Genomic DNA, 24,741 nt, shown 5'->3' with positions numbered 1-24,741 from the left:
CATGGCGGTGATCAACCGCACGCCCGACTCGTTCTACGCGGCGAACCGGATGATCGACAACGACCAGGCCGCCGAGGCGGTGGCCCGCGCCGCCGACGAGGGGGCCGACATCGTCGACATCGGCGGGGTCAAGGCCGGGCCGGGCACCGAGGTCGACACCGCCGAGGAACTGCGCCGCGTGGTCCCTTTCATCGGCAAGATCCGGGCGTCCCACCCGGATCTCCTGATCAGCGTGGACACCTGGCGGGCCGAGGTGGCCCGCGAGGCCTGCGCCGCGGGGGCCGACCTGATCAACGACACCTGGGCCGGGCACGATCCGGAGCTGCCCGCGATCGCCGCGGAAACCGGCACCGGGCTGGTCATCTCGCACACCGGTGGAGCCGTGCCGCGTACGCGTCCCCACCGCATCTCCTACGGCACCGGGCCCGAGGGCGTGGTGGACGACGTGCTGGCCGGGTTGGGTGCGAGCGCCCGGCGGGCGATGGACGCGGGGGTGCCGGGGGAGTCGCTGCTGCTCGACCCGACCCACGACTTCGGCAAGAACACCTGGCACGGGCTGGCCCTGCTGCGCCGGTCCGAGGACCTGGTCGCGCTCGGGCACCCGGTGCTGATGTCGTTGTCCCGCAAGGATTTCGTCGGGGAGACCCTCGACCTGCCGGTGGACGAGCGGCTCGAGGGCACGCTGGCGGCCACCGCGGTCGCGGCCTGGTGCGGGGCCAAGGTGTTCCGGGTGCACGACGTCGCGGCGTCGCGACGGGCGGTCGACATGGTGGCGAGCATCCGGGGTGAACGGCCGCCGGCCCGTGCGGTGCGGGGGCTGGCGTGAGCGAGGTCTCCGGTTCCGGCCTTTCGGGTCCGGGCCCCTCCGGTCTCTCGGACGAGGTCGCTTCCTGGTTCGCGCGGCGCACCTGGCAGCCGGTGCCCTGGTCGCCGGCGGAACTGCTGGCGCTGAAGGGCTCCACCACGGTCAGCGTGGTGCTGCCTGCGCTGAACGAGGAGGAGACGGTCGCGGGCGTGGTGTCCGCGGTGCGGGCGGCCGGTGACCTGGTCGACGAGGTCGTGGTGATGGACGGTGGCTGCACCGACCGCACGGTCCTGCGCGCCCTCGAGGCGGGGGCCCGCGTGGTGGCGCTCGACGAGGTGCTGCCCGGCCTGCCGCCGCTGCCCGGCAAGGGCGAGGTGCTGTGGCGCTCGCTCGCGGCGACCAAGGGCGACGTGATCGTGTTCGTCGACGCGGACCTGGTCGAGGTCGGTCCGGAGGTGGTCACCGGTCTGCTCGGGCCGCTGCTCACCGAGCCGGACGTGCAGCTGGTCAAGGGTTTCTACCGGCGTCCGCTGCGGCTGGCGAACACCGAGCAGCGCAGCGGGGGCGGCCGGGTCACCGAGCTGATGGCGCGTCCGCTGCTGGCCCGCTTCGCGCCGAGGCTGTCCGGGGTGGTGCAGCCGCTGGGCGGTGAGTACGCCGCCCGCCGCGACCTCCTCACCCGCCTGCCCTTCGCCGGCGGGTACGGCGTGGAGATCGCCTTGCTGATGGACACCCTGCGGATCGCCGGACTGGACGCGATCGCCCAGGTCGACCTCGGCGTCCGCAAGCACCGCAACCGTGACCTGGCCGATCTGGGGGTGATGGCCTCGGAGATCCTCGCGGTGGTGCTCGACCGCGCGGGGGTGGACGAGGCGGTCACCCCCGTCGACCTGGTCCAGTTCCAGGAGGGGACGCCGGGGGGCTGGCATCCGGTGGTGCGCCGGGTGGAGCGCACGGGTCGGGGACCGGTGCGGCGCTGACCCCTGCGGCCTGGCCTGGGCCGTTGGTGTCGGTGCGGGGCTGGGGGACGGTCGGGTCGCCGGCCCTTGGACGGTCGGTTCCGGTCGGTTCCGGTCGGCTTCAGGCGGCGGCGGATGTGCGTCGGCTGTGCGGAATGCGAAACTGTCGGTGCCGCGTGGGACGATTCTCTTCGTGACCTTGCTGATGGTGCTGCTGACCCTCGCCGTGGTCGCCGGGGTGATCGCGGTCGCCACCGGCCTCGTCCGGGGTGGCCTCGACGAGCCCGCCCAGACCGTCCCGGCCCGGGGCCTGCCCGCCGAGGGTGTCACCGGCCGCGATGTCGCCTCGCTGCGTTTCGTGCAGGGCTTTCGCGGCTACCGGATGGACCAGGTGGACGCCGCCCTCGACACCCTCGCCGTGGAGGTCGACCGCCTGCGGGCCCAGGTCGCCCAGGAGAAGGCCGCCCGGGTGCGGCTGTCCCGTGGTGCTGCCGGTGCTCCCGGTGCTGCGTCGCCGGCCGGCGAGGGCGCCGAGCCGGTTGCCGGTCCGGGCGGTGCTGGTCCGGGTGGAGCTGGTCCGAGCTCGGCGGAGCCGGGGGCGACCGGTTCGGTCGAGGCGCCGGGCACCGGAGCGGGCCCGACCCCGGGCGCCGGGTCGTTCGAGCGGCCCAGTCCCGCGGTCCCGGATGCCTCGGGTGCTCCCCGCACCGATCAGACTCCCTCTGCGGCAATGGGTTCGGTCGCGGCCGACCCTCTGGCCGACCCGCTGACTGACCCGCTGACTGACCCGCTGACTGACCCGCTGACTGACCCGCTGACCGACCCGCTGACCGACCCGCTGACCGACCCGCTGCCGGCGGCGCTCTCCGACCCCCCGACCGGCCCGATCACGCGCTCCCTGAAACGCCCGCGCCGCCGGGCCGAGGCCGACCCCGGAGCCCCCGGAGCCGGTGGGTCCAGGCCCGGTTCCGACGAGCGCCCCTGATGGTGACGCGCTGATGGCGACGTTCCGGGTGGAGGTGCCGATCGCGGCCCCCGTGCCGCTGGTCTGGGCGCGGCTCACCGACTGGCCGGCCCACGCACAGCTGGCGCCGTTGACCCGCATCCGGGTGGTCGGGTCCGGAGACGTGCCCGGTTCGGGCTTCGTCGCGCGCACCGGGGTCGGTCCGCTGGCCTTCGACGACCCGATGCAGATCGAGCACTTCGAGCCGCCCGGCCCCGTCCGGCCGCAGGGCCGCTTCCGGGTGCGCAAGACCGGCCGTCTCCTCAAGGGCTGGGTCGAGGCCGAGGTGCGTCCCGACGAGGTCCCCGCCGGGGGCACCGGGCCGGGCGGCGGATCCCTCCTCGTCTGGACCGAGGAGATCCGGGTGGTACCGGAGTCGCTCACGCGGTTCGCCGGTCCGCTGATCGGCGCGGCGGCCCGGCTCGGCTACGGCTCGGCCCTGCGCCGGCTCGGCCGCGACATCGAAGGAGAGGCCACGCGTGGGTGAGAAGACGACAGCCCTGGTGACCGGCGACGACGGGCTCAAACGCTGTTCCTGGGGCACGTCCACGCCCGACTACCGGGCGTACCACGACGACGAGTGGGGCCGGGCGGTGCACGGCGAGACGCGTCTGTTCGAGCGGATGACCCTCGAGGCGTTCCAGTCCGGGCTGGCGTGGATCACGATCCTGCGCAAACGGGAGAACTTCCGGGCCGCGTTCGCGCAGTTCGACGCCGAGAAGGTGGCGGCGTTCGGCGAGGACGAGGTGACCCGCCTGCTGGCCGACGCGGGCATCGTGCGCAACCGGGCCAAGATCAACGCGGCGATCCAGAACGCCCGGGCGGTGCTCGAGGTGCGAGAGAGCGTCGAGGGCGGGCTGGACGCGCTGATCTGGTCGTTCGCACCGTCAAAACCGCCTCGGGCTCCCCGCGTCATGGCCGACGTGGCTGCCACGACCCCGGAGTCGACGGCCATGGCCAAGGCCCTGAAACGTCACGGTTTCGCGTTCGTCGGCCCGACCACGGCCTACGCCGCGATGCAGGCCTGCGGCCTGGTGAACGACCACTTCGCCGGCTGTCACGCCCGCCCGGTCTCCGGATCGTCGGCGGGGATCACCCCTGGAAAAAAGCACGGGTGAGTCAGGTCATGACAAAATTGCTGACACCAGCCGATGCAAGAAACCGCTCGAGGGTGGCAAATCCTGCATCGCCGGGTGAGGTGGCAGCAAAATGAGACGTGCGGAGCCCGACCGGGGCCACCGCGTTTCGTAGTGGAACCGGTAAGCGGGATAATGCTCCAAGTCACGCTCCGTGCCCGGCACGGGTGAGCGGCGGGTGTTGTGCCCATAGCATTCAGCGATTCCCAAGATCGGGAGTCGCGCCGAGGAAGGGGAGCCAGATGGCGGCCATGAAGCCGAGGACCGGCGACGGACCGCTGGAGGTCACGAAGGAAGGGCGCGGCATCGTGATGCGCGTCCCTCTCGAAGGTGGCGGCCGGCTGGTGGTTGAGATGTCCGCCACAGAGGCGAGCGAGCTGGGCGACGCACTCAAGGCGATAGGCAACTAGTGGGGATCGGCCGGCGTCGCGCCGGCCGGGCGACGGAGGTCGAGGTAGATGGTTGCGGTGACACCGGTTGAGGTGGCACCCCGCGGGGGACCTCAGACCAGCGTCGCGAACAGGTCCGGTTCGCTTGTCTCCGCGCTGCGGGAGACGGACGGCGCCGACCTGGTCGCGGTGTCGGTCCGCAAGGCCGATGGATCGGTCGTCGCGGACCGGCACGGCGATCAGGTCGCGGCCGCCTACGGGGTCGACCTGACGGCGGTGCTCGAGACCGAGCGGGTCCGGGCGGGCACCGGGGAGATCGTCCGGGTGCCGGTGACGGCTCCCGAAGGCCTGCCGCGGCGGTTCGTGCTGGTGGGCATCGGCACGGGCAGCCCGAAGGATCTACGTCGGGCGGCCGCCGCGCTGGCTCGTTCGGCGCGTGGCCGCACCCACGTCGTGACCACCCTGGGTGACGGATCGTCGGCCGAGGGTGCCCGCGCGGTGGTGGAGGGTTTCGTGCTCGGCGGCTACACCCCGCCCAGCGCCGGCCTGAAACCGCGGTCGGAGTCCGCTCCCGCGCAGCGGCTCACCCTGGTCGGCAACCATCCCGGTTCGGGCCTCGACCGGGGCCGGGCCCACGCCCGGGCCACGGTGCTGGCCCGCGACCTGGCCGAGACCCCGTCCAACCTGAAGAGCCCGGACTGGCTGGCCCGCCAGGCCGCCGACCTCGGCGCCGCCGCCGGTCTGGACGTGCGGATCTGGGACGAGACCGAGCTGGCCGAGGAGGGTTTCGGCGGGCTGCTGGCGGTCGGGGCCGGTTCGGCCACCCCGCCGCGCTTCGTCCGCATCGACTACCGGCCCGAGGGTGGCAGCCGCCGCAAGCCGATCGTTCTGGTGGGCAAGGGCATCACCTACGACACCGGCGGCATCTCGATCAAGCCGCGTCAGTCGATGGTCACGATGAAGACCGACATGACCGGGGCCGCCGTGGTGCTCGCCACGCTGCTGGCCTGTCCCGAGGTCGGCGTCCGGCGTCCGGTCACCGCGCTGCTGCCGCTGGCCGAGAACGCGTTCGGGGCCGACTCCTACCGGCCTAGCGACGTGGTCACCACCTACGACGGCACCACCGTCGAGATCCTCAACACCGACGCCGAAGGCCGGATGGTGCTCGCCGACGGGCTGGGCTACGCCGTGCGTCATCTCGATCCCGAGATGCTCGTCGACGTCGCCACGCTCACCGGCGCCGCCGCACTCGGTCTGGGCAAGCGGCACGCCGCGCTCTACAGCAGCACCGACCGGCTGGCCGGGTCCCTGCAGGCCGCCGCCGTTGCCAGTGGCGAGCTCGTCTGGCGCATGCCCCTGGTCGACGACTACCGCCCCGCGCTCGACTCACCCGTGGCCGACATCCGCCAGATGCCCGGCCGGGGTGCGGACACCAGCGGCGGCGGCTCGATCACGGCCGCGCTGTTCCTGCGCGAGTTCACGGCCGGTGCCCGCTGGGCCCACCTCGACATCGCCGGGCCGGGCCGCGCCGACCGCGACGAGCACGAAGTCACCCGCGGTGCCACCGGTTTCGGGGCGCGACTGCTGCTGCGCTGGCTCGAGGGCCTGCGCTGAGGAGGTCCGGCGCGGCCGGGGTGTAGGGGCACCGCGGCAAGGGGCACCGCGGCAAGGGGCACCGCGGCAAGGGGCACCGCGGCAAGGGGTGCCGCGGCAAGGGGGGCACCGCGGCAAGGAGTGCCGCGGCAAGGGGGCACCGCGGCAAGAGGTGCCGCGGCAAGAGGTGCCGCGGCAAGAGGTGCCGCGGCAAGAGGTGCCGCGGCAAGAGGTGCCGCGGCAAGAGGTGCCGCGGCGGCGGAGACCGGTGCCGCAGTGAAGAAGTGCCGTGACGAGGGCACCGCCGTGCGAGGTGCTGCAGGGGCGGAGCGGCGCAAACGAAGCAGGTGCGAGGGAGCGAGCCTCAGTCGTCCACCGCGGCGACCTGCCAGGTGCTGAGGAAGTCGGGGTCGACGACAATCTCACCGGTGTCGCGCAACGTGTACCGCCCGGTCTGGGCCTTGCGGTAGGCCGCGACGTCGGCGGGCAGCACGGCCGGCTCGGGCTCGCCCGGGCGCTCCACCACCACGACCCCGTCGGCCACCTCGAGCACCCGGCCGCAGAACTGCTGGGCATTGGTGATGTTGCCGGACTCGTCGAGGAACGTGATGCCGACCAGCAGCCGGTGCCCGACCATGACGCTCAGCTGCTCACCGCCCCGCATCAGCCGCCGCGGGGCCGTGGCCCGGTTCGGGTCGATCGGGCCGGTGCGGTAGTTGCCGGTGAGCTCCTCCTCCGTCAGGCCCGACGGCTCAGGACGGCTCGGCGTCCCGGAGGAGCCGTGCGGGTCGTACGGCTCCTGGTCGTACTGCGTGAGGTCGATGCGCTGCGAGGGCGTCTCGACGGCCGCGACCACCGGGGGCGGGGAGGGGCGTTCGGGAGCCGGGACCGACGCGTCCACCATCGCGCCCAGATCGACCCCGCGATAACCGGGGGAGTCGAGCAACGGGCTGATGACCTGCCCCGTCGACCCGGACGGCCGGGACGGATCCGCCTCCGCAGGAGGCCCGCTGTGCCGCCCCCCGGCGCCGCCGCTCAGCGCTTCACCGCCAGCAACAGACCGCCCCCGGTCGGCAGCAGCGCCGGCAGGAGCTGCTTGTGGTCACGCACGGCCTTGCCCAGGTCACGCACCGAGGAGGTCATCGGGTCACGCTGGGCCGGGTCGGCCACCCGGTCGCGGTGCAGGGCGCCGTCGATCGCCAGCGCGCCCCCGGGACGCAGCAGCCGGACGGCCTGCTCCAGGTACTCCTCCACGTCGAGCGAGCCGGCCTCGAGCAGCACCAGGTCGTAGGCCGCGTCGGTGAGACGGGGCAGCACCTCGAGGGCCCGCCCGGGGATCATGCGCGTGCGGTTGGGACGGATCGCGGCCTCGGCGAACGCCTCCCGGGCCGCCCGCTGGTTCTCCACCTCGACGTCGATCGTGGTGAGCACGCCGTCGACGGGCATGCCCCGCAGCAGGTACAGCCCGCTGACGCCGGCGCCGGTGCCGATCTCGACCACCGCGCGGGCCTTCAGCGCGGCGGCGAGCACGCCCAGAGCGGAGCCGGCGCCCGGAGCGATCGCGGAGCAGCCGAGTTCGTCGGCGCGGGCGCGGGCCCGGGCGAGCACGTCGTCCTCGGGGACGAACGTCTCGGCGTAGGCCCAGCTGGCGGGCGTCGGGGCTTTGATCGCGGGCTCCAGGGGCGGTGGGGCAGGTGCTCCGGAGGGGACGGTTCCACACCGGTACCCCACAGCGTAGTGCTCCATCCTGCGGAGGGCCCGCTACTGCAGACGGGTGAGGCGGCCTGCCCGTCTACTACCGGAAGGGCAGGTGACGAGGGGTTGCGTACCACCGGTGCCCCAGGGGTACCTCAGGGTCGGGCCGGGGGTTGACCTGATGGTGGACGCGTCGGCCCACCCACGAGGATGGACGCGTCGGTTCGGTTCGGATGGACGTGGGGGAAGGCCGATGGGGGACGCGGTGGACGTCGGGTCGTCAGGACGGTCGGGGTGGTCGGGAGGGGCCGGACGGTCGGGTGATCGTCAGGTCAGCGGGAACGATCTCCCAGCAAACTCCCGGGTTCGGCTGAAAGCGTCTGTTCGTATCGATCGGGAACGCGTCACCCGAGTGACGCGTTGGGACCAGTTGAGTGAGAGGCGCTCACCCGAGTGGCACGAGGCCAGCACGGTGAGCGAGGATGGGAGGCAGGGTGTCGGCGTACGCGATGCCTGCGGGGTCGTTCCCGCTGAGGCTGTTCGGCCGTGGTCGCACGCAGGAGCGGGCGGGCGCAGGCGTGGGTGAGTCTCGTTTCACTCCGTCCGAAGGGTCCGGGTTGCCGCACGAGGCACCGAAGTCAGAGCAGTCCGCGCCGTCCGTCGCCGCGCGTGCCGTCGAGCACGCCGTGCCGGTGCAGGCCGCTGCTCCCGCAGACGTGGCCTGGACGCCGCCGAGCTGGGACGAGATCGTCCGCGAGCACTCGGCGCGGGTCTACCGGCTCGCCTACCGTCTCACCGGCAACCAGCACGACGCCGAAGACCTCACGCAGGAAGTGTTCGTCCGCGTCTTCCGGTCGCTGTCGTCGTACACCCCCGGCACGTTCGAGGGCTGGCTGCACCGCATCACCACGAACCTGTTCCTCGACCAGGCGCGCCGCAAGCAGCGCATCCGGTTCGACAACCTGACCGACGAGGTCACCGACCGGCTCCCGGGCCGCGAGGCCGGGCCGGAGCGGGCGTGGGAGCACAACAACCTCGACTACGACGTGCAGCGGGCGCTCGACGCCCTGCCGCCCGACTTCCGTGCCGCCGTCGTGCTGTGCGACATCGAGGGCCTCTCCTACGAGGAGATCGCGGCCACGCTCGACGTCAAGCTCGGCACCGTACGCTCGCGCATCCACCGTGGTCGCGCTCTGCTGCGCGAGGAGCTGGCACACCGCCGGCCCGCCCCGGTTCCCACCAGCGCCGCCGTTTCCCCCTCGCCCTCCGACGTCCAGCCCCTGGGGCAGGTGGCTCCATGAGTCATCTCGGTGGGCGCGTGAGCGACCTGGTCGACGGCGAGCTCGAGGGTTCCGCCGCCGACCGGGCGCTCAGGCATCTCGCCGACTGTCAGGAATGCCGGGACGCGCTCGAGGTCGAGCGGCTCACGAAGCAGCGTCTGGCCAGCCTGACGGTTCCGGAGCCGGGTGACGCCCTGCTCCGCAACCTGCTCGACATGCGCGGTCCGGCCGGCCCGCTCCCGCCCCGGCGTGAGCACGTGCCCGGCAGTCCGCGTCCGGCGTTCGTGTCCCCGGGCGTGAGTGCGCGCCCGGCCGGGCGTCACGAGGTGCGGGTGTTCGCCCTGCCCGCCCCTCCGACCCGGTCCGACACCACGTTCGGCGCTCGCCGCAGCCGTATGACCCGGCCGCAGCGCCGGGTCGCCGCCACCCTGGCCGGTGCTGCCTGCCTGGTGAGCGTCGGGGTGGCCGGTGGCGTGGCCAGTCACGCGGTCAGTGCGGCCGACGTGGTGGCTCCGGTCGACAGTTTCGTGGTGCGTCACATCGCCACCACCAACGTGAGTCTGTTCGGCTCGCAGAACCGCTGACCGGTCGCGCGCGGGAGCGGGAATCATCGCGTCGGGTCGCCCGGTTGAGGCTCAGCGGGACCACCGCGCCCGGGTTCCCGGCGCACGTTCCGGGCTTCCGGGCCGCTGCCTTACCCGTCGTCCGCCATTCCGGTCGCTGTCCGGAGCGCCGCTCGTGAGCAGTCGTGCCAGAGTTGGGCACGATCCGCACGAGGATCCCGGCCAATGGCTCAATTGCACCACCCGCGAGGAGCAGGGATGACTGACGAAGACCGCCCGTCACCGGACGAGCAGGTCTCCTGGGCGCCGCAGGGCACATCGCCGCGTGAGGGGTCGTCGTCGACCCCCGCCGCCCACCAGGTGAACCGCGACGACGAAACGGCCGAGCGTCCCGCCGTCGGCGGTTCCGCGCAGTCCCCGGACAGCGGCGTCTCCGGAGGAGAGGTGGCGCCGGGCGAGTTCCCGCGCAGCGGCTACTCCGACGGTGAGGCCCTGCGCAGCGAGCTTCCGGCCAGTGGGTTCTCCCGGGCCGAGGGGCAGCCGACCGAGAACGCGCCCGCGGAGCAGTCCCCGCTCTTCCGTCCGACCGGGTCGTCCTCGGATGAGTCGCCGGAGGTCGAGACGGCTTCTTCCGCCTCGACATCCGCCTCGACATCCGCCTCGACATCCGCCTCGACATCCGGTGAGACCCCGGCCGCGCCGGCCTGGCCCGCCTACCCGCAGAGCCGGAGCCAGAACCCTTCGGGCTCGGGGCCGGGGCAGCCGGGGCAGCCGCCGTCCCAGAACTCCTGGGGGCAGCCGCCGAGCGCCTGGTCGTCGCCGAGTGGCTCGAACCAGACCGGCTCGAACCAGACCGGCTCGAACCAGACCGGTTTCAACCAGGGCGGTTACAACCAGTCCGGTTTCAACCAGGGCGGCTACGGCCAGTCCGGTTTCAACCAGGGCCGCTACGGCCAGGGTGGCTACGGTCAGGGCAGCTACAGCCAGGCCGGGTACAACCAGGGCGCCTATGACGAAGGCGGCCACAACCAGGCCGGCTACAGCCAGACCGGCCCGATCAACCAGCCCGGCACGCCCAGCCAGCCCGCTGCATCCGGCCAGTACGCCACATCCGGTCAGTACGGAACGCCGAGCCAGTCCGGGGCCCCCGCCCAGTACGGGCAGTCGGTGGGGTCGGGATCCGGATCGGGCCACGCCTGGTCCGCCGACCTCGGCGACACCCAGAACCAGCCGAGCACGCAGAACCAGTCGAGGACCCAGAACCAGTCGAGCACCCCGGGCCCGTCGGACACCCACGGCCAGTCCAACGACCAGAACCAGACCACCGCTCAGGGCCAGACCACCGCTCAGGGCCAGACCACCGCCGAGGGCCAGGCAGTCGCCCCGGGGCAGTCGGGCGTCCACGACCCGGCCACCCCGCAGAGCCAGTCGAACACCCTGCTCAACCCCGCCCAGAACGCCCCGTACCAGCCCGGCTACCCGGCCTACGGCAACTACGGCAACCACTCCCAGCCCACCCTGGTTCCCGGTCTGCCGGGCGGGGGCTGGGGTCCGGCGCCGATCCCGCCGGGGCGGGGCGGTGGCCGCTCGTCGGGCCGGGCCTCGCTCATCGCGGGGGCGCTGGGCGTCGGCCTGCTCGCCGGTGTGCTGGGCGGTTTCGGCGGCAGCGCGCTCTACGACGACGTGGCCGACTCCAGCGGCCGCGCGCCCACGGTCAACCTCCCGGAGCCGGTGAAGGACAACCGCGAGCAGACCGCCGGCCAGGTCACCGGCGTGGCCACCGCGGTGACGCCGTCGGTGGTCTCGCTCGAGGTGAGCTCCTCGAGCGCCGAGGGCACCGGCTCGGGCTTCGTCATCGACGCCGAGAACGGCTACATCCTCACGAACAACCACGTGGTCGCCGCCGAGGGTGGCGGCTCCGGCAGCACCAAGATCCAGGTCGTCTTCCAGGACGGCACCCAGGCCAAGGGCACGCTGGTCGGTGCCGACGCGTCCTACGACCTGGCCGTGGTCAAGGTCAACGCCAAGGGCCTGCGCGAGCTCACGTTCGGCGACTCCGACGAGGTCCAGGTCGGTGACCCGGTGGTCGCGATCGGTGCCCCGCTGGGTCTGCAGGGCACGGTCACCACCGGCATCGTGAGCGCGCTCAACCGCCCGGTCGCGGCCGGGGAGGGCGACACCCCTGCCTTCATCAACGCCATCCAGACCGACGCCGCGATCAACCCTGGCAACTCCGGCGGCCCGCTGGTGAACGCGGCCGGTCACGTGATCGCGGTGAACTCGGCCATCGCCCGGGTGCCCGACACCACCGGCGCGGGCACCTCCGGCAGCATCGGCCTGGGCTTCGCCATCCCGAGCAACCAGGCGCAGCGCACGGCCGAGCAGCTGATCCAGACCGGCAAGGCCGACCACCCGATCATCGGCGTCACGCTGACCCCGAACTACACCGGCCAGGGCGTGCAGGTGGCCACGAGCACGTCGGGCGGCCAGGCACCGGTCACCCCGGGGGGTCCGGCCGACGAGGCGGGCATCGAGCCGGGCGACGTGATCACCAAGTTCAACGGGCGCCCGGTCACGGCCCCGGACGAGCTGATCGTGGCCATCCGCGCGGAGAAGCCCGGAGACACGGTCAAGCTGTCGGTGCGCCGCAACGGTGGCGCGGAACGCGAGGTCGAGGTGAAACTCAGTGCGTCGAGTGACTGAGCGTGAGGGCCGCAGAACGAGAAACACGAACCACGTGACCGGTCGCCGACCCCGGGCGGTTGGAGTTCCGCTCGGCAGCGCCTAGTCTCGCATCGTGTTCGGTATCAATCCGGCGGAGTTCATCGTCCTGGTGGCGGTGGCTGCGGTCGTGCTCGGGCCCGAGCGGCTGCCGCAGTACGCCCAGGGCCTGGCTCGGATCGTGGTCCAGTTGCGCAACATGGCCCAGGGCGCTTCCCGGCAGGTCCGGGAAGAGCTGGGGCCGGAGTTCGACGACATCGACTGGCAGAAGCTCGACCCGCGTCAGTACGACCCGCGGCGCATCGTGCGTGAGGCCCTGGCCGACTCCTTCGACCCCGACGACCCGCTGGGGCTGAAGCAGAACGGCTACACCAAGGAGAACCTCACCGGAGACGGTGGCGGTGACACCAAACGGTCCACCCCGTCCGCCAGTTCGGCCCGGGACGAGACCCGGGCGACCGAGGCGGCCACCCCGAAGCCGCCCGCCGGCACCCCGGCGTTCGACCCCGACGCGACCTGACCGGCGCGACCACCGACGCGTCCAAAAGCTGGAAGTAGCAACGAGAAAGCCCCCACCCGAAACGGTGGGGGCTTTCTCGTGGAGAAGGAGGAGGTCAGCGCCCCGCCGGCGTGAGCCCCAGCGAACGTCCCGCCAGCCCGCGCGCCCGGTGACCGAGCTTGCGCGCCACCTCGCCGAGAGCCTGCGCGGCCGCGCTGTCGGGGTGGGAGAGCACCACGGGCACCCCGACGTCGCCGCCCTCGCGCAGCGAGGTGTCCAGCGGGATCTGGCCCAGCAGCGGCACCTTCGCGCCGATCGACTGACCGAGCGACTCGGCCACGGTCTGCCCGCCGCCCGACCCGAAGATCTCGAGGCGCGTGCCGTCGGGCTGTTCCAGCCACGACATGTTCTCGACCACGCCGACCACCTGCTGCTTGGTCTGCAGCGCGATCGACCCGGCCCGCTCGGCCACCTCGGCCGCGGCCGTCTGTGGGGTGGTGACCACCAGGATCTCGGCGGTCGGCAGCAGCTGGGCCACGCTGATCGCGATGTCACCGGTGCCGGGCGGCAGGTCGAGCAGCAGCACGTCGAGGTCGCCCCAGAACACGTCGGTGAGGAACTGCTCGAGCGCCCGGTGCAGCATCGGCCCGCGCCACACCACCGGCTGGTTGCCGGGCACGAACATGCCGATCGAGATGACCTTCACGTCGTGCGAGATGGGGGGAAGGATCATGTCGTCCATGCGCGTGGGCGGACGGTCGACGCCGAGCATGCGGGGCACCGAGAAGCCGTAGACGTCGGCGTCGAGCACCCCGACGGTCAGGCCCTGGGCCGCCATCGCCGCGGCCAGGTTGACCGTGACCGACGACTTGCCGACGCCGCCCTTGCCCGAGGCGACCGCGTAGATCCGGGTCAGCGAACCGGGCCTGGTGAACGGGATCTCCTTGCTCACCTGACCGCCGCGGAGTTTCTCGCGCAGGGCGCCACGCTGATCGTCGGACATCACGCCGAGGCTCACCTGCACCTCGTCGACGCCCTCGACCCCGAGCACGGCGGCCCTGGTGTCCTGGGTCAGCCGGTCGCGCATCGGACAGCCCGCGACCGTCAGCAGGACGTTCACCCGCACCGTGGTGCCGTCGATGTCGACCGATTCGACCATGTCGAGTTCGGTGATCGGACGGCGGATCTCGGGATCGTTGACCGTGGCGAGAGCGGCGTGGACGGCATCGAGCAGCGGCGCTGGCATACCGCCATGCTATGACTCCTCGCGAGCGTCCCCGTACGCGGACGGTGCGCGGTACCCGCTCAGGTAACGATTCAGCGCGCGCAAACCGTCGGGGTCCCCCAAGATGGTTGCCGGGTCCGGGGGCGGCCCGGACGTCACGGGAGCCAGACCGGTGGGGGAACGAACGCCGGTAAGACCTTGGAGGTGTGGTGGGACTACCGCCACGAGCCCCGCTGCCGGCGGGCGCAGTACCCGACCTCGACGAGTTGTGCCTGCGCACGGCCCTGCGCCTGGGCAGCCCGGTCGCGCTGGTGACCCTCGTCGACGAGGAGGGCCAGGCCCTGCCCGGCGCCTACGGTCTGGCCGAGCCCTGGAGCTCCGAGCGCTGGACCCCGCTCACCCACTCGTTCTGCCAGCACGTGGTCACGTCGGGCGAGCCGTTCGTGGTGGCCAACGCCCACGACGACCCGCTGGTCGCCAAGAACCTCGCCATCCTCGACCTGGGCGTGATCGCCTACGCCGGGGTGCCGCTGACAGACCCGGACGGCCAGATCGTGGGTGCGCTGTGCGCGATCGACCACAAGCCGCGGCTCTGGAGCGACGAGAACGTGCAGGAGCTGCGCACGCTGTCCGACGAGGTCGCGCACCGGCTCGGGCTGCTGATCAAGGAGGCGTGACCGCCGTCCGGCAGTACGGGCACACGTTCCAGTCCTCCTCCAGCGCCTTGCCGCAGTTCTGGCAGTGGCCGCGATCGAGGTTCGTGGCGCAGTACGGGCAGGCCACCATGTCCTCGGAGACGTGCCTGCCGCACTTGGGGCACGAGTGCACCTCCTCGGTGTCGGACTGCGTGACCCGGATGACCTCCTCGTAGGTGGTCTTGCCCTGCCGGGCCTTGGTCAGGCCGGACAGCCGCAGCGTGGACATACCGGCCTGACGGGCGGCGGCGGCGATGGCGGCCTCGCTGGCGTCCTTCATCAGCACCTGGCGCATCGTGTTGTCGACCACCAGGACCTCGTAGACGGCGGTGCGGCCCTTGTATCCGGTGCCGCCGCACTCCGGGCAGCCGGTGCCCTTCATCGGGGTGGCGCCCTCCAGGTCGGACGGCAGCAGCCCGAGCAGGGTGAGCGTGTCCGGGCCCGGTGTGTACGGGGCCTTGCAGCTCGGGCACGGCACCCGCACCAGACGCTGGGCGATGGCGCAGGTCAGCGACGAGGCCACGAGGAACGGCTCGACGCCCATGTCGACGAGACGGGTCAGGGCGGCCACGGCCGAGTTGGTGTGCAGCGTGGTGAGCACGAGGTGACCGGTGATGGACGCGGTGAGCGCCAGCTCCGCGGTCTCCTCGTCACGCACCTCACCGACCAGGATGATGTCGGGGTCCTGCCGCAGGATCGAGCGCAGGCCGGCCGCGAAGGTCATGCCGATCTTGGCGTTCGCGCCGACCTGGGTGATGCCGGGCAGCTGCACCTCGACCGGGTCCTCGAGCGTGACGATGTTCTTCTCCGGGTCGCTGATCTGGGCGATCGCGGAGTACAGGGTGTTGGTCTTGCCCGAGCCGGTGGGGCCGGTGATCAGCACCAGGCCCTGCGGTACGGCCAGCGACTTCTCGAAGTTCTCGAGCTGGTCGGGCTCGAACCCGAGCTGCGACAGGGTGGGCACCTCGTCGCCGCGGGTGAGCAGACGGATGACGACCTTCTCGCCGTGCAGGCTGGGCAGCGTGCTGATGCGGCAGTCGATCGCCATGTTCTCGACGACGATCCGGGTGCGGCCGTCCTGCGGGATCCGGCGCTCGGAGATGTCCAGGCCCGACATGATCTTGATCCGGCTGATCACCGAGGTGGCGATGCGGCGGGGGGCGTTCATGACGTCGCGCAGCAGGCCGTCGATGCGGTAGCGCACGCGCAGCACCTCACGCTGCACCTCGACGTGGATGTCGGAGGCCCGCAGCCGCACGGCGTCACCGAAGATCCGGTTGACCAGCTTGACGATGGGCGCGTCGTCGTCCGCCGTGCCCATCGTGGCGAGGTCGGAGTCCTCCTCCTCGACGCTCTCCTCGGCCATCGAGACCGCGGCCGAGTCCGAGCCGAGCGACCAGGCCCGGGCCAGCTGGTCACGGATCTGGCTATCGGTGGCCACCATGACGGTGATGTCCGCGCTGCGCGTGTAGAGCTTCACGTCGTCGAGCGCGAGCACGTTCGTCGGGTCGGCGGCCGCGACCAGCAGGCCCTTGGAGGTCCGGTCGAGCACGAGGACGCGGGTCCGCTCGGCGACCGCCCGGGGAAGGAGGCGGACGACGTCGGGGGCCGGCATCGTGCGGGAGAGGTCGACGATCTGCAGGCCGAGGAGCTTGGCCAGGGCCTCGGCCACGTCGCGTTCGGTGGCCAGGCCGAGGTCCGACACGACCTGGCCGAGCCGGCGCCGGGGGGCGTCGGGGCGCCGCTGGTCGTTCAGGGCCTGCTCGAGCTGATCGGGGGTGAGCAGGCCGGACTCGACCAGGACGTCGCCCAGCCGCCGCCGCCCAGGTTGTGGCGACGGACCGGGTTGAGCGGGCGGACCGGGCTGGATCCCGGTGCCCTGAGGGGTCGTCGTCACGAAGTCTCTGTCGGCACCACTTCGTCGTTTGTTAAGCCAGAACGGTGATTCTCCGGCTGCGCACCGTTGCCGTCAGGCGCGGGTCCACGCTGCGCTGCCCCGTTCGCACCACCGTTCGGGCTGTCCTTCGCGTCTTTCTGTGACTTCGCCGCCTTCTTCTTGGCGCGGGGCGACGAGGGCTTGTCGCCGTACTCCTCCAGCAGCGCCCGCAGTTCCGAGCGCACGAAGTCGCGGGTGGCCACCTCGCCCAGCGCGATCCGCAGCGCGGCGACCTCCCGGGCCAGGTACTCGGTGTCGGCCAGAGCCCGTTCGGCGCGGTCGCGGTCCTGCTCGGCCTGCACCCGGTCGCGGTCGGCCTGCCGGTTCTGGGCGAGCAGGATCAGCGGGGCCGCGTACGAGGCCTGCAGGCTCAGGATCAGCGTCATCAGCGTGAAGTTCAGCCGCCGGGGGTCGAACTGCAGGCTCTCCGGGGCCAGCCAGTTCCAGGCCAGCCAGCCGCCGACGAAGACGGTCATGCCGACGAGGAACGCCGCCGTGCCCATGAACCGGGCGAAGCGTTCCGAGGCCCGGCCGAACCGCTCGGTGTCCATGGCCGGCGCGGTGCGGCGGTTGCGGCGGCTGGCGTCGAGCGGCATGTCGAGCCCGCTGCCGGCCGGCGCGGTGAGCCGGGCGAACCAGCCCCGGTCCTCGGGCCGGGTCCGGGACTTGGCCTTGGAGGTGCTCTCGGCCGGGGTCCGTTCCCTGTCGGGACGCATCTTGGCGGCCCGCTGGCGGGCGCCCTTCCGGGCGTCCTTACCCGTGCGGCCCGCACCGCCCGGCCGCACCGAACGATCAGACGACACGCGGGATCTCCCCGGTCATCCCCGCGTCGCGCAGGTCGGCGGGATCTTCGCGCCAGTGCTCGGGCAGCAGGTGGTCGAGCACGTCGTCCACCGTGACCGCCCCGACCAGGCGACCCGCCTCGTCCGCCACCGGCACCGACACCAGGTTGTAGTGCGCGAGCACCCGGGCCACCTGCTCGAGCGTGGCGTGGGTGGGCAGGGCCTTCACGTCCTTGTCCATGATCGAGCCGATGGACTGGTGCGGAGGCTCGCGCAGCAGTTTCTGGATGTGCACCATGCCCAGGTACTTGCCGGTGGGGGTCTCCAGCGGGGGACGGCACACGAAGACGGCCGCGGCCACGGCGGGGGAGAGGTCGGCGCGGCGAACGCGGGCCAGGGCCTCGGCGATGGCGGCGTCGGGCGGCAGTACCACCGGTTCCGGCGTCATCAGGCCGCCGGCGGTGTCGTCGGCGTAGGCCAGCAGACGCCGGACGTCCTCGGCCTCCTCCGGGTCCATCAGCTCGAGCAGCTGGTCGCGCTGGTCGGGCGGGAGCTCGGAGAGCAGGTCGGCGGCGTCGTCGGGCTGCATCGCCTCGAGCACGTCGGCGGCCCGGCCGAACTCCAGCTCGGTCAGGATCTCGACCTGGGCCTCCTCCGGCAGCTCCTCGAGGACGTCGGCCAGGCGTTCGTCGGTGAGGGCGCTCGCGACCTCGTGCCGGCGCTTGGGGGCCAGTTCGTGGATCACCTCGGCCAGGTCGGCGGCCTTCAGACCGTCGAACGCGGCCAGCAGGTTGGCGGCGCCCTGGCGTTCCTCGACGATGCCGAAGCCCTCCAGGTCGTCGATGTCGACGACGAAGGCTTCACCCCTCCGGGCGAACCGGCCGGGGCGGACGCGGCGCACGTAGGCACGGCACAGGCGCCACTCCTTGGTGCGGGTGGGCTGCATGGCGACGTCCTCGATCGTCACCTGCCCGCCGTCCTCCGTGAGCGTGACGGTGCGGTCGAGCAGCTCGCCCAGCACCAGCGTCTCGGTCGGCCGTTGCTCGAAGCGGCGCATGTTCACCAGACCGGTCGTGATCACCTGACCGGCGTCGATGTTGGTCACCCGGGTCATCGGCAGGAACACGCGACGGCGTCCGACCACCTCGACCACCAGCCCGACCACGCGGATCGGCTTCCCGGGCCGGAACATGACAATGACGTCGCGGACCCTCCCGACCTGATCGCCGAGCGGGTCGAAGACGGCCAGACCGGCCATCCGCGCGACGAACACCCGATTCGCGGCAGCGCCCACGAGGTGCAGCCTAGGTGGCCCGTTTCAGATCGGCTCGCTGGGGCACGGGTGGTGCCGGTCACCGATTGAGGACGTTGTGGTCGTCCGGGGCGCCCGGCCCACCGGCCGCCCGGGTCGGTGAGGACGTCGTCGCTAGTCGTCGTCGCTAGTCGTCGTCCTCGTCGCGCCGCCGCAGGCGGAGGGCCCGGCGCAGCCGGCCGCCCAGGTGGAACGGCTTCTTGCCGGTCGTCGTGCCCGGACCGCCGAGCGGGGGCAGAGCTCCGGTCGGGGTGTCGTCGCGGCCTTCGGCGGCCACGGTCACCGCGATCGGGCGCAGCAGCGAGATGACCGCGCCGGACGCCCAGCGCTCGCGCTGCTGGTCCATGTCCACGGCGTTCAGGCGGGCGGTGGAGAGGACGGTCGCCGCCGCGTCCCACTCCGGGGTGTGGGCGGTGAGCGTGTCGACGTGGGCGAGGAAGCCGATCACGGCCGCGCCGGTGTCCTTGCTGCGGGCCATCACCTCGACCTCGCCGCTCAGCACCGGGAGCATCTGCTCACCGGCGCCGTAGACCACGGCCACCGCGTCGTCGTGCCAGGTGTGCCAGACCGCCTGGTACCGCTCGGCCCCGCCGGGCTTGACCCACACCACGTCGCTGCGGCTGCAGGCCTCGGCAACCAGTGCGGCCTCGACCGGGGACAACGGCCGGCGCAGCTGCTGCTGTCCGTTTCCGGGGGAGGGGTGGGCGGTCACACCTGCGAGAGTGCCACAGGTGTCTGGTAATTCCGCCCGGTCCGCGCGGTCTGCGGCCGAGCTGTGGCCGGGACGTGACCAGATCACCGCGCGGCCGTGACTTCGAGCTCTGGTACGAGTGGGTCCGTGACTCCCCTGCGTGCCTGGATTCTCGTTGCCGTCGCTGTGACCGGCGTCTCCTCCTCTGGTCCCATCACCGCCGGCACTCTCGCCCCCGTCATCGCGATCGTGTTCTGGAGGAACCTGGCCGGTGCCGGAGTCAGTGGGATCTGGGCGCTTTTTCGCGATCGCAACGGTTTCCGACGAATGAACTGGCGTATCACCGGTCTCGCCATTCTCTCCGGTCTCGTTCTGGCCGCTCACTTCACCAGTTGGTTCGCGTCGTTGCGAATGACGAGTGTCGCCGCGTCGACGGCGCTGGTCTCGACCACCCCTGTCTTCCTGGTCGCTTTCGACCTGGCACGGCAGGTCGCCGTTCCCCGCGCGGTGCTCATCGGGGTCGGGGTGTCGATGGCCGGCGTCGTCGCGATCACCGGGGTGGACGCGGGCCGTTCCCGCGAAGCCCTGGCCGGTGACGCCCTCGCCCTGTTCGCCGCCGCCGCGGTCGCCGTCTACATGCTCGCGGGGACGAAGGTCATGCGGTACACGACGCCGGCCATCTACACGCTCATCGCCTACTCGGCCTGCGCCGCCGTGATGCTGCCCGCCGCCGCGCTGACACATACACCCCTGCATGGGTTCTCCACCCGTACCTGGATCGAGATCGCCGTCGTGACCGTCGGTGCCCAGGTGCTCGGGCACACTCTGTTCAACGTCACGCTGCCCGTCGTCGGAGCCACCCCGCTGGCCCTCGCGATCCTGCTGGAGGTGCCGGGTGCCTCGCTGCTGGCCTGGGCCTGGCTGGGCGAAGCGCCGCCCCTGGCCGTGGTGCCCGGAGCCCTCCTGATGCTGCTGGGACTCGTGATCGTGACGCGTGCTCGCGCGACCCGCGAACCCGCAGAGGTGACGGAGACCGGAGCGCCCTGAGACACGTCCTGAATTCACCGCCCGGAACAAAGACCCACCCACCCGGGAAGACGATCGCCCCGCGCGAAAAGTGAGATCCGCCCGTGGCCCCGGCACTGCACCCCGTGGCTGGCGCCCGCGACTTGATCACCTCGCGAACGGCGCCCGCTGCTCGGACGACTCGGACGGCCGACCTGGTGGGCTGGGACCGGGCGTTGAGTAGTCAGTTGCCCGCGATGATCCCGAGGGCTGCGGATGCAGTGGTCTCCGTGCCGTGCCGTGCCGTGCCGTGCCGTGCCGTGCCGTGCCGTGCCGTGCCGTGCCCCGTGTGGTGCCGTGCGGTGGCTTGCCGTTTCGTGCGGTGGCTTGCCGTGGCGTGGCGTGGCTTGCCGGGCCGTGCCCCGTGTGGTGCTGTGCGGTGGCTCGCCGTGCGGTGCCGTGCCGTGCCGTGCCGAAGCGCAGACACACCCCCTATACCCAATCGGTATAGGGGGTGTGTCTGTCGCCCGGCCAAAGAACGTGAAACTCGAACCACTTCAGCTCCGGCGATGGTGCCGGCGTCACTCGCTGGCGGCCGCTGCTGGGGCTGATCGTGAGGATGTCCGGTCAGAGGACGGTTCGAGGCGGCGAGAAGCTCTGCGGAACAACGGGTGTCATTCAGAGATTCAGTGCCTCGGCGGCCCCGAGCACGCGCTGGGCGTTCTCGACGTGCAGGTTCTCGATGAGCCGCCCGTTCACGACCGCAACGCCCTGACCCTCGGCCTCCGCGCGAGCCCATGCCTCCAGTACTGCCCGGCTGTGGGTGATCTCGGTGGCCGAGGGACCGAACACGCGGTTCGCCGGTTCCACCTGCGACGGGTGGATCAGTGTCTTGCCGTCGAATCCGAACTCCCGGCCCTGTTCGCACTCGGCCTCGAAGCCGGCGGCGTCACGGACATCGTTGTAGACGCCGTCGAGGATGATCTTTCCGGCGGCTCGCGCGCCCAGCAGGGCCGTCTGCAGGGCGGTCACCAGCGCGGGACGGCCGGGGGCGGATCCGGCTCGCAGTTCGTTGGCCAGGTCGTTCGTGCCCATCACGAGCACCGTGAGCTGCTCCGACGACGAGGCGATCGCGGCTGCTGCGAGCACGGCCGCGGGGGTCTCGATCATCGCCCAGATCGGCACCGGCACCACCTCGGCCACCGCCTGCACGACCGCGGGCGACGACACCTTCGGCACCAGTACCGCTGACGGGGATGCCGCCGCCACCGCCGCCAGGTCGTCGGTGTGCCACGGTGTGCCGGGTGCGTTCACCCGGATCACCACCTCGCGCGCGCCGAACGTCTTGGAGGCCACGAGTGAGCAGACCCGTTCCCGGGCAGCGATCTTCGCGGTGGGGGCCACCGCGTCCTCGAGGTCGAGGAGCAGGACGTCGGCGGGGAGTGAACGCGCCTTCTCCAGCGCCCGCTCGTTCGAGCCGGGCATGTAGAGCGCTGAGCGTCGCGGCTGGAAGCTCACGACGTGAACTCGTAGAGGTCGGCCAGGTCCGGGTCGCGCGCGGCCAGGGCATGAGCCGTGGAGAGGATCACGTGGCACTGTTTCACGGAGGCATCATCCTCCATCCGTCCGTCGATCAGAACGGCGCCGGTGCCGTCGCCCATCGCCTCGATCACTCGCTGGGCGTGCCGCACCTCTTCCGGTGACGGGCTGAAAACCCTCTGGGCGATGGGAATCTGCGCCGGGTGCAGGCTCCAGGCCCCGACGCAGCCGAGCAGGAAGGCGTTGCGGAACTGGTCTTCGCAGGCCACGGTGTCGCGGATGTCGCCGAACGGTCCGTAGTACGGGTAGATCCCGTTGGCCACACAGGCGTCGACCATGCGGGCGATCGTGTAGTGCCACAGGTCCTGCTGGAAGGTCGCGCGCCGGGTGCCGTCCGACGAAGGGTCTTCTCGCACCAGGTATCCCGGATGACCGCCGCCGACCCGGGTCGTCTTCATCCGCCGGTTCGCCGCCAGATCGGCCGGGCCCAGCGAAAGTCCCTGCATCCGCGGGCTGGCCGCGCAGATCTCCTCCACCCGCGACACCCCGGCCGCGGTCTCCAGGATGGCGTGGATCAGCACCGGCCGGGTCAGCGCGGCCTTGGCCTCGAGCTGGGCCAGCAACCGGTCGACGTAGTGGATGTCCTCCGGGCCCTGCACCTTCGGGATCATCACCACGTCCACGGCGTGCCCCACCTCGAGCACCACGGTGGCGAGATCGTCCAGGCCCCAGGGGGAATCGATCGAGTTCACCCGGGCCCAGAGCTGCGTCCCCGGGGTGTCCCAGTTCTTCCCGACCTCGACCAGACCGGCCCGGGCGGCCTCTTTCTCGGAGGCGGGCACCCCGTCCTCCAGGTTGCCGAGCAGCACGTCGACCTTGCGGGCCAGGTCGGGCACCTTGGCCACCATGCGGGCGTTCGACGGCGGGAAGAAGTGGATCATGCGCGACGGCACGGCCGGGATCTCCCGCAACGGGGCGGGCGCTCCGACGGCCAGCGGGCGGTAGAAGTCCTTCGGGCTTCTCATCCCCCGAGGGTAGACAGTGCCCCACCGGCCGGACAGGGCCTGCGCTGTGCGCAGGGTCACCGGCCGTCCCGTAGCCCTGCGGCTTGCGCGGCCGGCGCCGGCCCGAGGACGGCAGCCCGGGCAGCCCGCGCCGGGCGTCACCGGAGACGGGAGAACCGGGACGTCAAAGATGCGGAAGCGGCGGAACCGGGGACGATTCAAGGGCGTTGTCCACGACAGCATGCTGCCCTCTAACCGCGAGTAGGTTGAACCGACATGAGCATCCAGCCACCCGCCACGCTGGTGGGCCAGGCCGTCGTCTGCGGCATCGCCGTGGCCGCCGCCCGCTTCGTGCCCGTGCCCCTGCTCGACGACGCGATCCGGCTGCGCGCCACCCAGGTCGCCGTCGTGCGCACCCTGCGCGCGAACGACCGCACCTACGCGTCCAAGCAGGTCGCCGCCCTCTACGAGGGAGCCGACGGTGGCATCTTCTCCGACGCCGCGAAGTACCTGCGCTCGGTCCCCCGCCGCGTCGTCCTCTTCCCGGTCCGCAAGTACGTCGCGATCTTCGGTGCCGTCAAGGGCGTCCCCACCGACGTCATGAAGGTCGTGCTGCTGTCCCGCGTCATCCACCGCAGCCTGCAGCAGGGCCGGCTCACCGAACCCGGCGAGGACGAGGCGAAGGCCCTGCGCCGCGCCTACGACGAGGCGCTCAAGGGCATGGACCTCTCCCTGCTCAAGGCCGCGATCGCCGACGGCCTGTCGCAGGGCCGCAAGCTCACCCCGGCCGCCGTGAAGTTCGCCCGCGGCACCTTCGCCAAGCCCGGCGCGACCGACGAGACCGACGCTGCCGACCTCAGGCCCGACGGCGAGGTGGGCGAGAGCGCCGAGCGCGTCGAGGAGGCCCTGAACCGGCCCGAGATCCAGCGCATCCTGGAGCGTTTCGACGAGCAGTTCGAACGGGCTCTCGAGAACCCGCAGAAATGAGAGACGACGTGGGCACCCCGGGTGCCCACGTCGTCCGTCATTCTCGAAAAGGGTTTACAGGTGGATGCCGCACTCCGACTTGGCCCGGCCCGCCCAGCGCCCGGCGCGCGCGTCCTCGCCCGGCGCGACCGCCCGGGTGCAGGTGGAGCAGCCGATCGAGCGATATCCCAGCTGCAGCAACGGATTGCTGAGCACCTCGGGGTGCGCGTCCTGGTAGCTCTCCACGTCGTCGTCGGTCCAGGCCGCGATCGGCGCGAGCTTCAGCAGGTCCCGCTTCGCGTCCCAGCGCACCACCGGCGTGTTCGCGCGGTCGGGGGACTCGACCCGGCGAAGACCCGTGGCCCAGGCCCGGTATCCGCGCAGTGCGTTGTTCAGCGGGGCCACCTTGCGCATCTTGCAGCAGGCGTCCGGGTCGGTCTGCCAGAGCTTCCCGCGCTTGGCCTCGTGCTCCTCCACCGACTCCTTGGGCCGGATGCTGAGCATGCGCAGCGGGTACGAGGCCTGCACGGCCTGCGCGGTGCCGATCGTCTCGGCGAAGTGGTATCCGGTGTCGACGAAGAGCATGTCGGTGCCCGGCACGGCCCGCGAGGTCAGGTGGGCCAGCGCGGTGTCACCCATCGACGCCGTGATCACCAGGCTCTTGCCGAAAGCCTTTCCGGCCCAGCCCAGAACGGTGAGCGGGTCGGCACCCTCGAGCACCGAGTTGGCCTCGGCCGCGAAACCTTCGGGGTCGTTCTCCAGGGCGGCCGCGACGTCCTCGGGCCGGCTGATCAGGGATCCGATCATTGCTGTCACTCTCCTAGGCGGGAGCCCGCATGAGTGGATGACGTTTCAGGAATGGGGGAATCGAGCTGCGCCGGCTGGTGCAGTCCGTGAAAGCTCAGGCTGAACAGGCGAAGACAGCTCCGGCAGTGCCAGCCGC

The 24,741-nt window shown here is 71.9% G+C and carries 24 protein-coding genes; 14 read left to right on the top strand and 10 right to left on the bottom strand.

Features of this window, described 5'->3' with window-relative positions; genetic code table 11:
- Position 1: 1 nt before the first annotated feature.
- The 7 genes from folP (at position 2) to J2S57_RS06180 (ending at position 5,906) form a co-directional block, all read left to right on the top strand.
- Positions 2 to 826, top strand: coding sequence for a dihydropteroate synthase (gene folP, locus J2S57_RS06210; RefSeq protein WP_370882580.1), 825 nt, complete (start codon positions 2 to 4; stop codon positions 824 to 826).
- Positions 823 to 1,785: a glucosyl-3-phosphoglycerate synthase gene (locus J2S57_RS06205; RefSeq protein WP_307239313.1), complete on the top strand. Its 963-nt coding sequence runs from the start codon at positions 823 to 825 to the stop codon at positions 1,783 to 1,785. Before folP ends, J2S57_RS06205 begins: the two co-directional genes overlap by 4 nt.
- Positions 1,786 to 1,957: 172 nt before the next feature.
- Positions 1,958 to 2,749, top strand: coding sequence for a DivIVA domain-containing protein (locus tag J2S57_RS06200; RefSeq protein ID WP_307239311.1), 792 nt, complete (start codon positions 1,958 to 1,960; stop codon positions 2,747 to 2,749).
- A gap of 13 nt (positions 2,750 to 2,762) precedes the next feature.
- Complete coding sequence (locus J2S57_RS06195; protein WP_307239309.1) at positions 2,763 to 3,254, top strand: SRPBCC family protein; 492 nt, start codon at positions 2,763 to 2,765, stop codon at positions 3,252 to 3,254.
- A complete protein-coding gene (locus J2S57_RS06190; protein ID WP_307239308.1) occupies positions 3,247 to 3,885 on the top strand; it encodes a DNA-3-methyladenine glycosylase I in 639 nt (212 codons plus the stop codon). Before J2S57_RS06195 ends, J2S57_RS06190 begins: the two co-directional genes overlap by 8 nt.
- Positions 3,886 to 4,145: 260 nt before the next feature.
- Positions 4,146 to 4,313 (top strand): DUF3117 domain-containing protein, encoded by a 168-nt coding sequence (locus J2S57_RS06185; RefSeq protein ID WP_307239306.1) that lies wholly within the window; start codon positions 4,146 to 4,148, stop codon positions 4,311 to 4,313.
- Between the two features lie 48 nt (positions 4,314 to 4,361).
- Positions 4,362 to 5,906 (top strand): leucyl aminopeptidase, encoded by a 1,545-nt coding sequence (locus J2S57_RS06180; protein WP_370882438.1) that lies wholly within the window; start codon positions 4,362 to 4,364, stop codon positions 5,904 to 5,906.
- A 343-nt stretch (positions 5,907 to 6,249) separates the two neighbouring features.
- On the opposite strand, the gene J2S57_RS06175 is transcribed toward J2S57_RS06180, so the two are convergent.
- Together J2S57_RS06175 and J2S57_RS06170 are read right to left on the bottom strand one after the other, a co-directional pair.
- The gene (locus J2S57_RS06175) at positions 6,250 to 6,831 is read right to left on the bottom strand and encodes a hypothetical protein (protein WP_307239302.1); all 582 of its coding nucleotides are present in this window, start codon (positions 6,829 to 6,831) and stop codon (positions 6,250 to 6,252) included.
- A gap of 89 nt (positions 6,832 to 6,920) precedes the next feature.
- Positions 6,921 to 7,631, bottom strand: coding sequence for an O-methyltransferase (locus tag J2S57_RS06170; protein ID WP_307239300.1), 711 nt, complete (start codon positions 7,629 to 7,631; stop codon positions 6,921 to 6,923).
- A gap of 566 nt (positions 7,632 to 8,197) precedes the next feature.
- Here J2S57_RS06170 and sigE point away from each other — a divergent pair.
- The 4 genes from sigE (at position 8,198) to J2S57_RS06150 (ending at position 12,664) form a co-directional block, all read left to right on the top strand.
- Complete coding sequence (sigE, locus tag J2S57_RS06165) at positions 8,198 to 8,881, top strand: RNA polymerase sigma factor SigE (protein ID WP_307239298.1); 684 nt, start codon at positions 8,198 to 8,200, stop codon at positions 8,879 to 8,881.
- A complete protein-coding gene (locus J2S57_RS06160; protein ID WP_307239296.1) occupies positions 8,878 to 9,444 on the top strand; it encodes a zf-HC2 domain-containing protein in 567 nt (188 codons plus the stop codon). The genes sigE and J2S57_RS06160 overlap by 4 nt, the downstream gene beginning before the upstream one ends.
- 237 nt (positions 9,445 to 9,681) lie before the next feature.
- Positions 9,682 to 12,126, top strand: coding sequence for a S1C family serine protease (locus J2S57_RS06155; RefSeq protein WP_307239294.1), 2,445 nt, complete (start codon positions 9,682 to 9,684; stop codon positions 12,124 to 12,126).
- Positions 12,127 to 12,220: 94 nt separating this feature from the next.
- A complete protein-coding gene (locus J2S57_RS06150) occupies positions 12,221 to 12,664 on the top strand; it encodes a twin-arginine translocase TatA/TatE family subunit (RefSeq protein ID WP_307239291.1) in 444 nt (147 codons plus the stop codon).
- A 94-nt stretch (positions 12,665 to 12,758) separates the two neighbouring features.
- On the opposite strand, the gene J2S57_RS06145 is transcribed toward J2S57_RS06150, so the two are convergent.
- Entirely contained in the window at positions 12,759 to 13,889 is a 1,131-nt protein-coding gene (locus tag J2S57_RS06145) for an Mrp/NBP35 family ATP-binding protein (protein ID WP_307239289.1), read from the bottom strand.
- A gap of 185 nt (positions 13,890 to 14,074) precedes the next feature.
- On the opposite strand from J2S57_RS06145, the gene J2S57_RS06140 reads away from it, so the two are divergent.
- Positions 14,075 to 14,545 carry a GAF domain-containing protein gene (locus J2S57_RS06140; protein ID WP_307239287.1) on the top strand — a complete coding sequence of 157 codons (471 nt, stop codon included), beginning with the start codon at positions 14,075 to 14,077 and terminating at the stop codon, positions 14,543 to 14,545.
- Here J2S57_RS06140 and J2S57_RS06135 read toward each other — a convergent pair.
- From J2S57_RS06135 to J2S57_RS06120, 4 genes are all read right to left on the bottom strand, one after another.
- Positions 14,532 to 16,460: an ATPase, T2SS/T4P/T4SS family gene (locus J2S57_RS06135; RefSeq protein ID WP_307239285.1), complete on the bottom strand. Its 1,929-nt coding sequence runs from the start codon at positions 16,458 to 16,460 to the stop codon at positions 14,532 to 14,534. The two genes, J2S57_RS06140 and J2S57_RS06135, sit on opposite strands and share 14 nt — an antisense overlap.
- Positions 16,457 to 17,095 carry a DUF1003 domain-containing protein gene (locus J2S57_RS06130; protein WP_370882579.1) on the bottom strand — a complete coding sequence of 213 codons (639 nt, stop codon included), beginning with the start codon at positions 17,093 to 17,095 and terminating at the stop codon, positions 16,457 to 16,459. Before J2S57_RS06130 ends, J2S57_RS06135 begins: the two co-directional genes overlap by 4 nt.
- Before the next feature lie 196 nt (positions 17,096 to 17,291).
- Entirely contained in the window at positions 17,292 to 18,575 is a 1,284-nt protein-coding gene (locus J2S57_RS06125; RefSeq protein WP_307239281.1) for a magnesium transporter MgtE N-terminal domain-containing protein, read from the bottom strand.
- Positions 18,576 to 18,720: 145 nt separating this feature from the next.
- Entirely contained in the window at positions 18,721 to 19,305 is a 585-nt protein-coding gene (locus tag J2S57_RS06120; protein WP_307239279.1) for a hypothetical protein, read from the bottom strand.
- Between the two features lie 96 nt (positions 19,306 to 19,401).
- Between J2S57_RS06120 and J2S57_RS06115 the strand changes: the two genes are divergently transcribed.
- Complete coding sequence (locus J2S57_RS06115; RefSeq protein ID WP_307239277.1) at positions 19,402 to 20,331, top strand: DMT family transporter; 930 nt, start codon at positions 19,402 to 19,404, stop codon at positions 20,329 to 20,331.
- A gap of 636 nt (positions 20,332 to 20,967) precedes the next feature.
- On the opposite strand, the gene J2S57_RS06110 is transcribed toward J2S57_RS06115, so the two are convergent.
- Positions 20,968 to 21,807 carry an HpcH/HpaI aldolase/citrate lyase family protein gene (locus J2S57_RS06110; RefSeq protein WP_307239274.1) on the bottom strand — a complete coding sequence of 280 codons (840 nt, stop codon included), beginning with the start codon at positions 21,805 to 21,807 and terminating at the stop codon, positions 20,968 to 20,970.
- Positions 21,804 to 22,853 carry an HpcH/HpaI aldolase/citrate lyase family protein gene (locus J2S57_RS06105; protein ID WP_307239272.1) on the bottom strand — a complete coding sequence of 350 codons (1,050 nt, stop codon included), beginning with the start codon at positions 22,851 to 22,853 and terminating at the stop codon, positions 21,804 to 21,806. Before J2S57_RS06105 ends, J2S57_RS06110 begins: the two co-directional genes overlap by 4 nt.
- Before the next feature lie 255 nt (positions 22,854 to 23,108).
- Here J2S57_RS06105 and J2S57_RS06100 point away from each other — a divergent pair, with 255 nt between their 5' ends.
- On the top strand, positions 23,109 to 23,819 hold the full coding sequence (locus tag J2S57_RS06100) for a hypothetical protein (protein ID WP_307239271.1): 711 nt from the start codon (positions 23,109 to 23,111) through the stop codon (positions 23,817 to 23,819).
- Between the two features lie 54 nt (positions 23,820 to 23,873).
- Here the strand turns inward: J2S57_RS06100 and J2S57_RS06095 are convergent, their stop codons facing one another.
- Positions 23,874 to 24,605: a phosphoadenylyl-sulfate reductase gene (locus J2S57_RS06095; RefSeq protein ID WP_307239269.1), complete on the bottom strand. Its 732-nt coding sequence runs from the start codon at positions 24,603 to 24,605 to the stop codon at positions 23,874 to 23,876.
- Between the last annotated feature and the right edge of the window lie 136 nt (positions 24,606 to 24,741).

This window comes from Kineosporia succinea, from assembly GCF_030811555.1.
GTDB classification, from domain to species: Bacteria; Actinomycetota; Actinomycetes; order Actinomycetales; family Kineosporiaceae; genus Kineosporia; species Kineosporia succinea.
The sequence above is the reverse complement of the archived record's forward strand: the minus strand, read 5'-3'. Positions and strand labels throughout refer to the sequence as shown.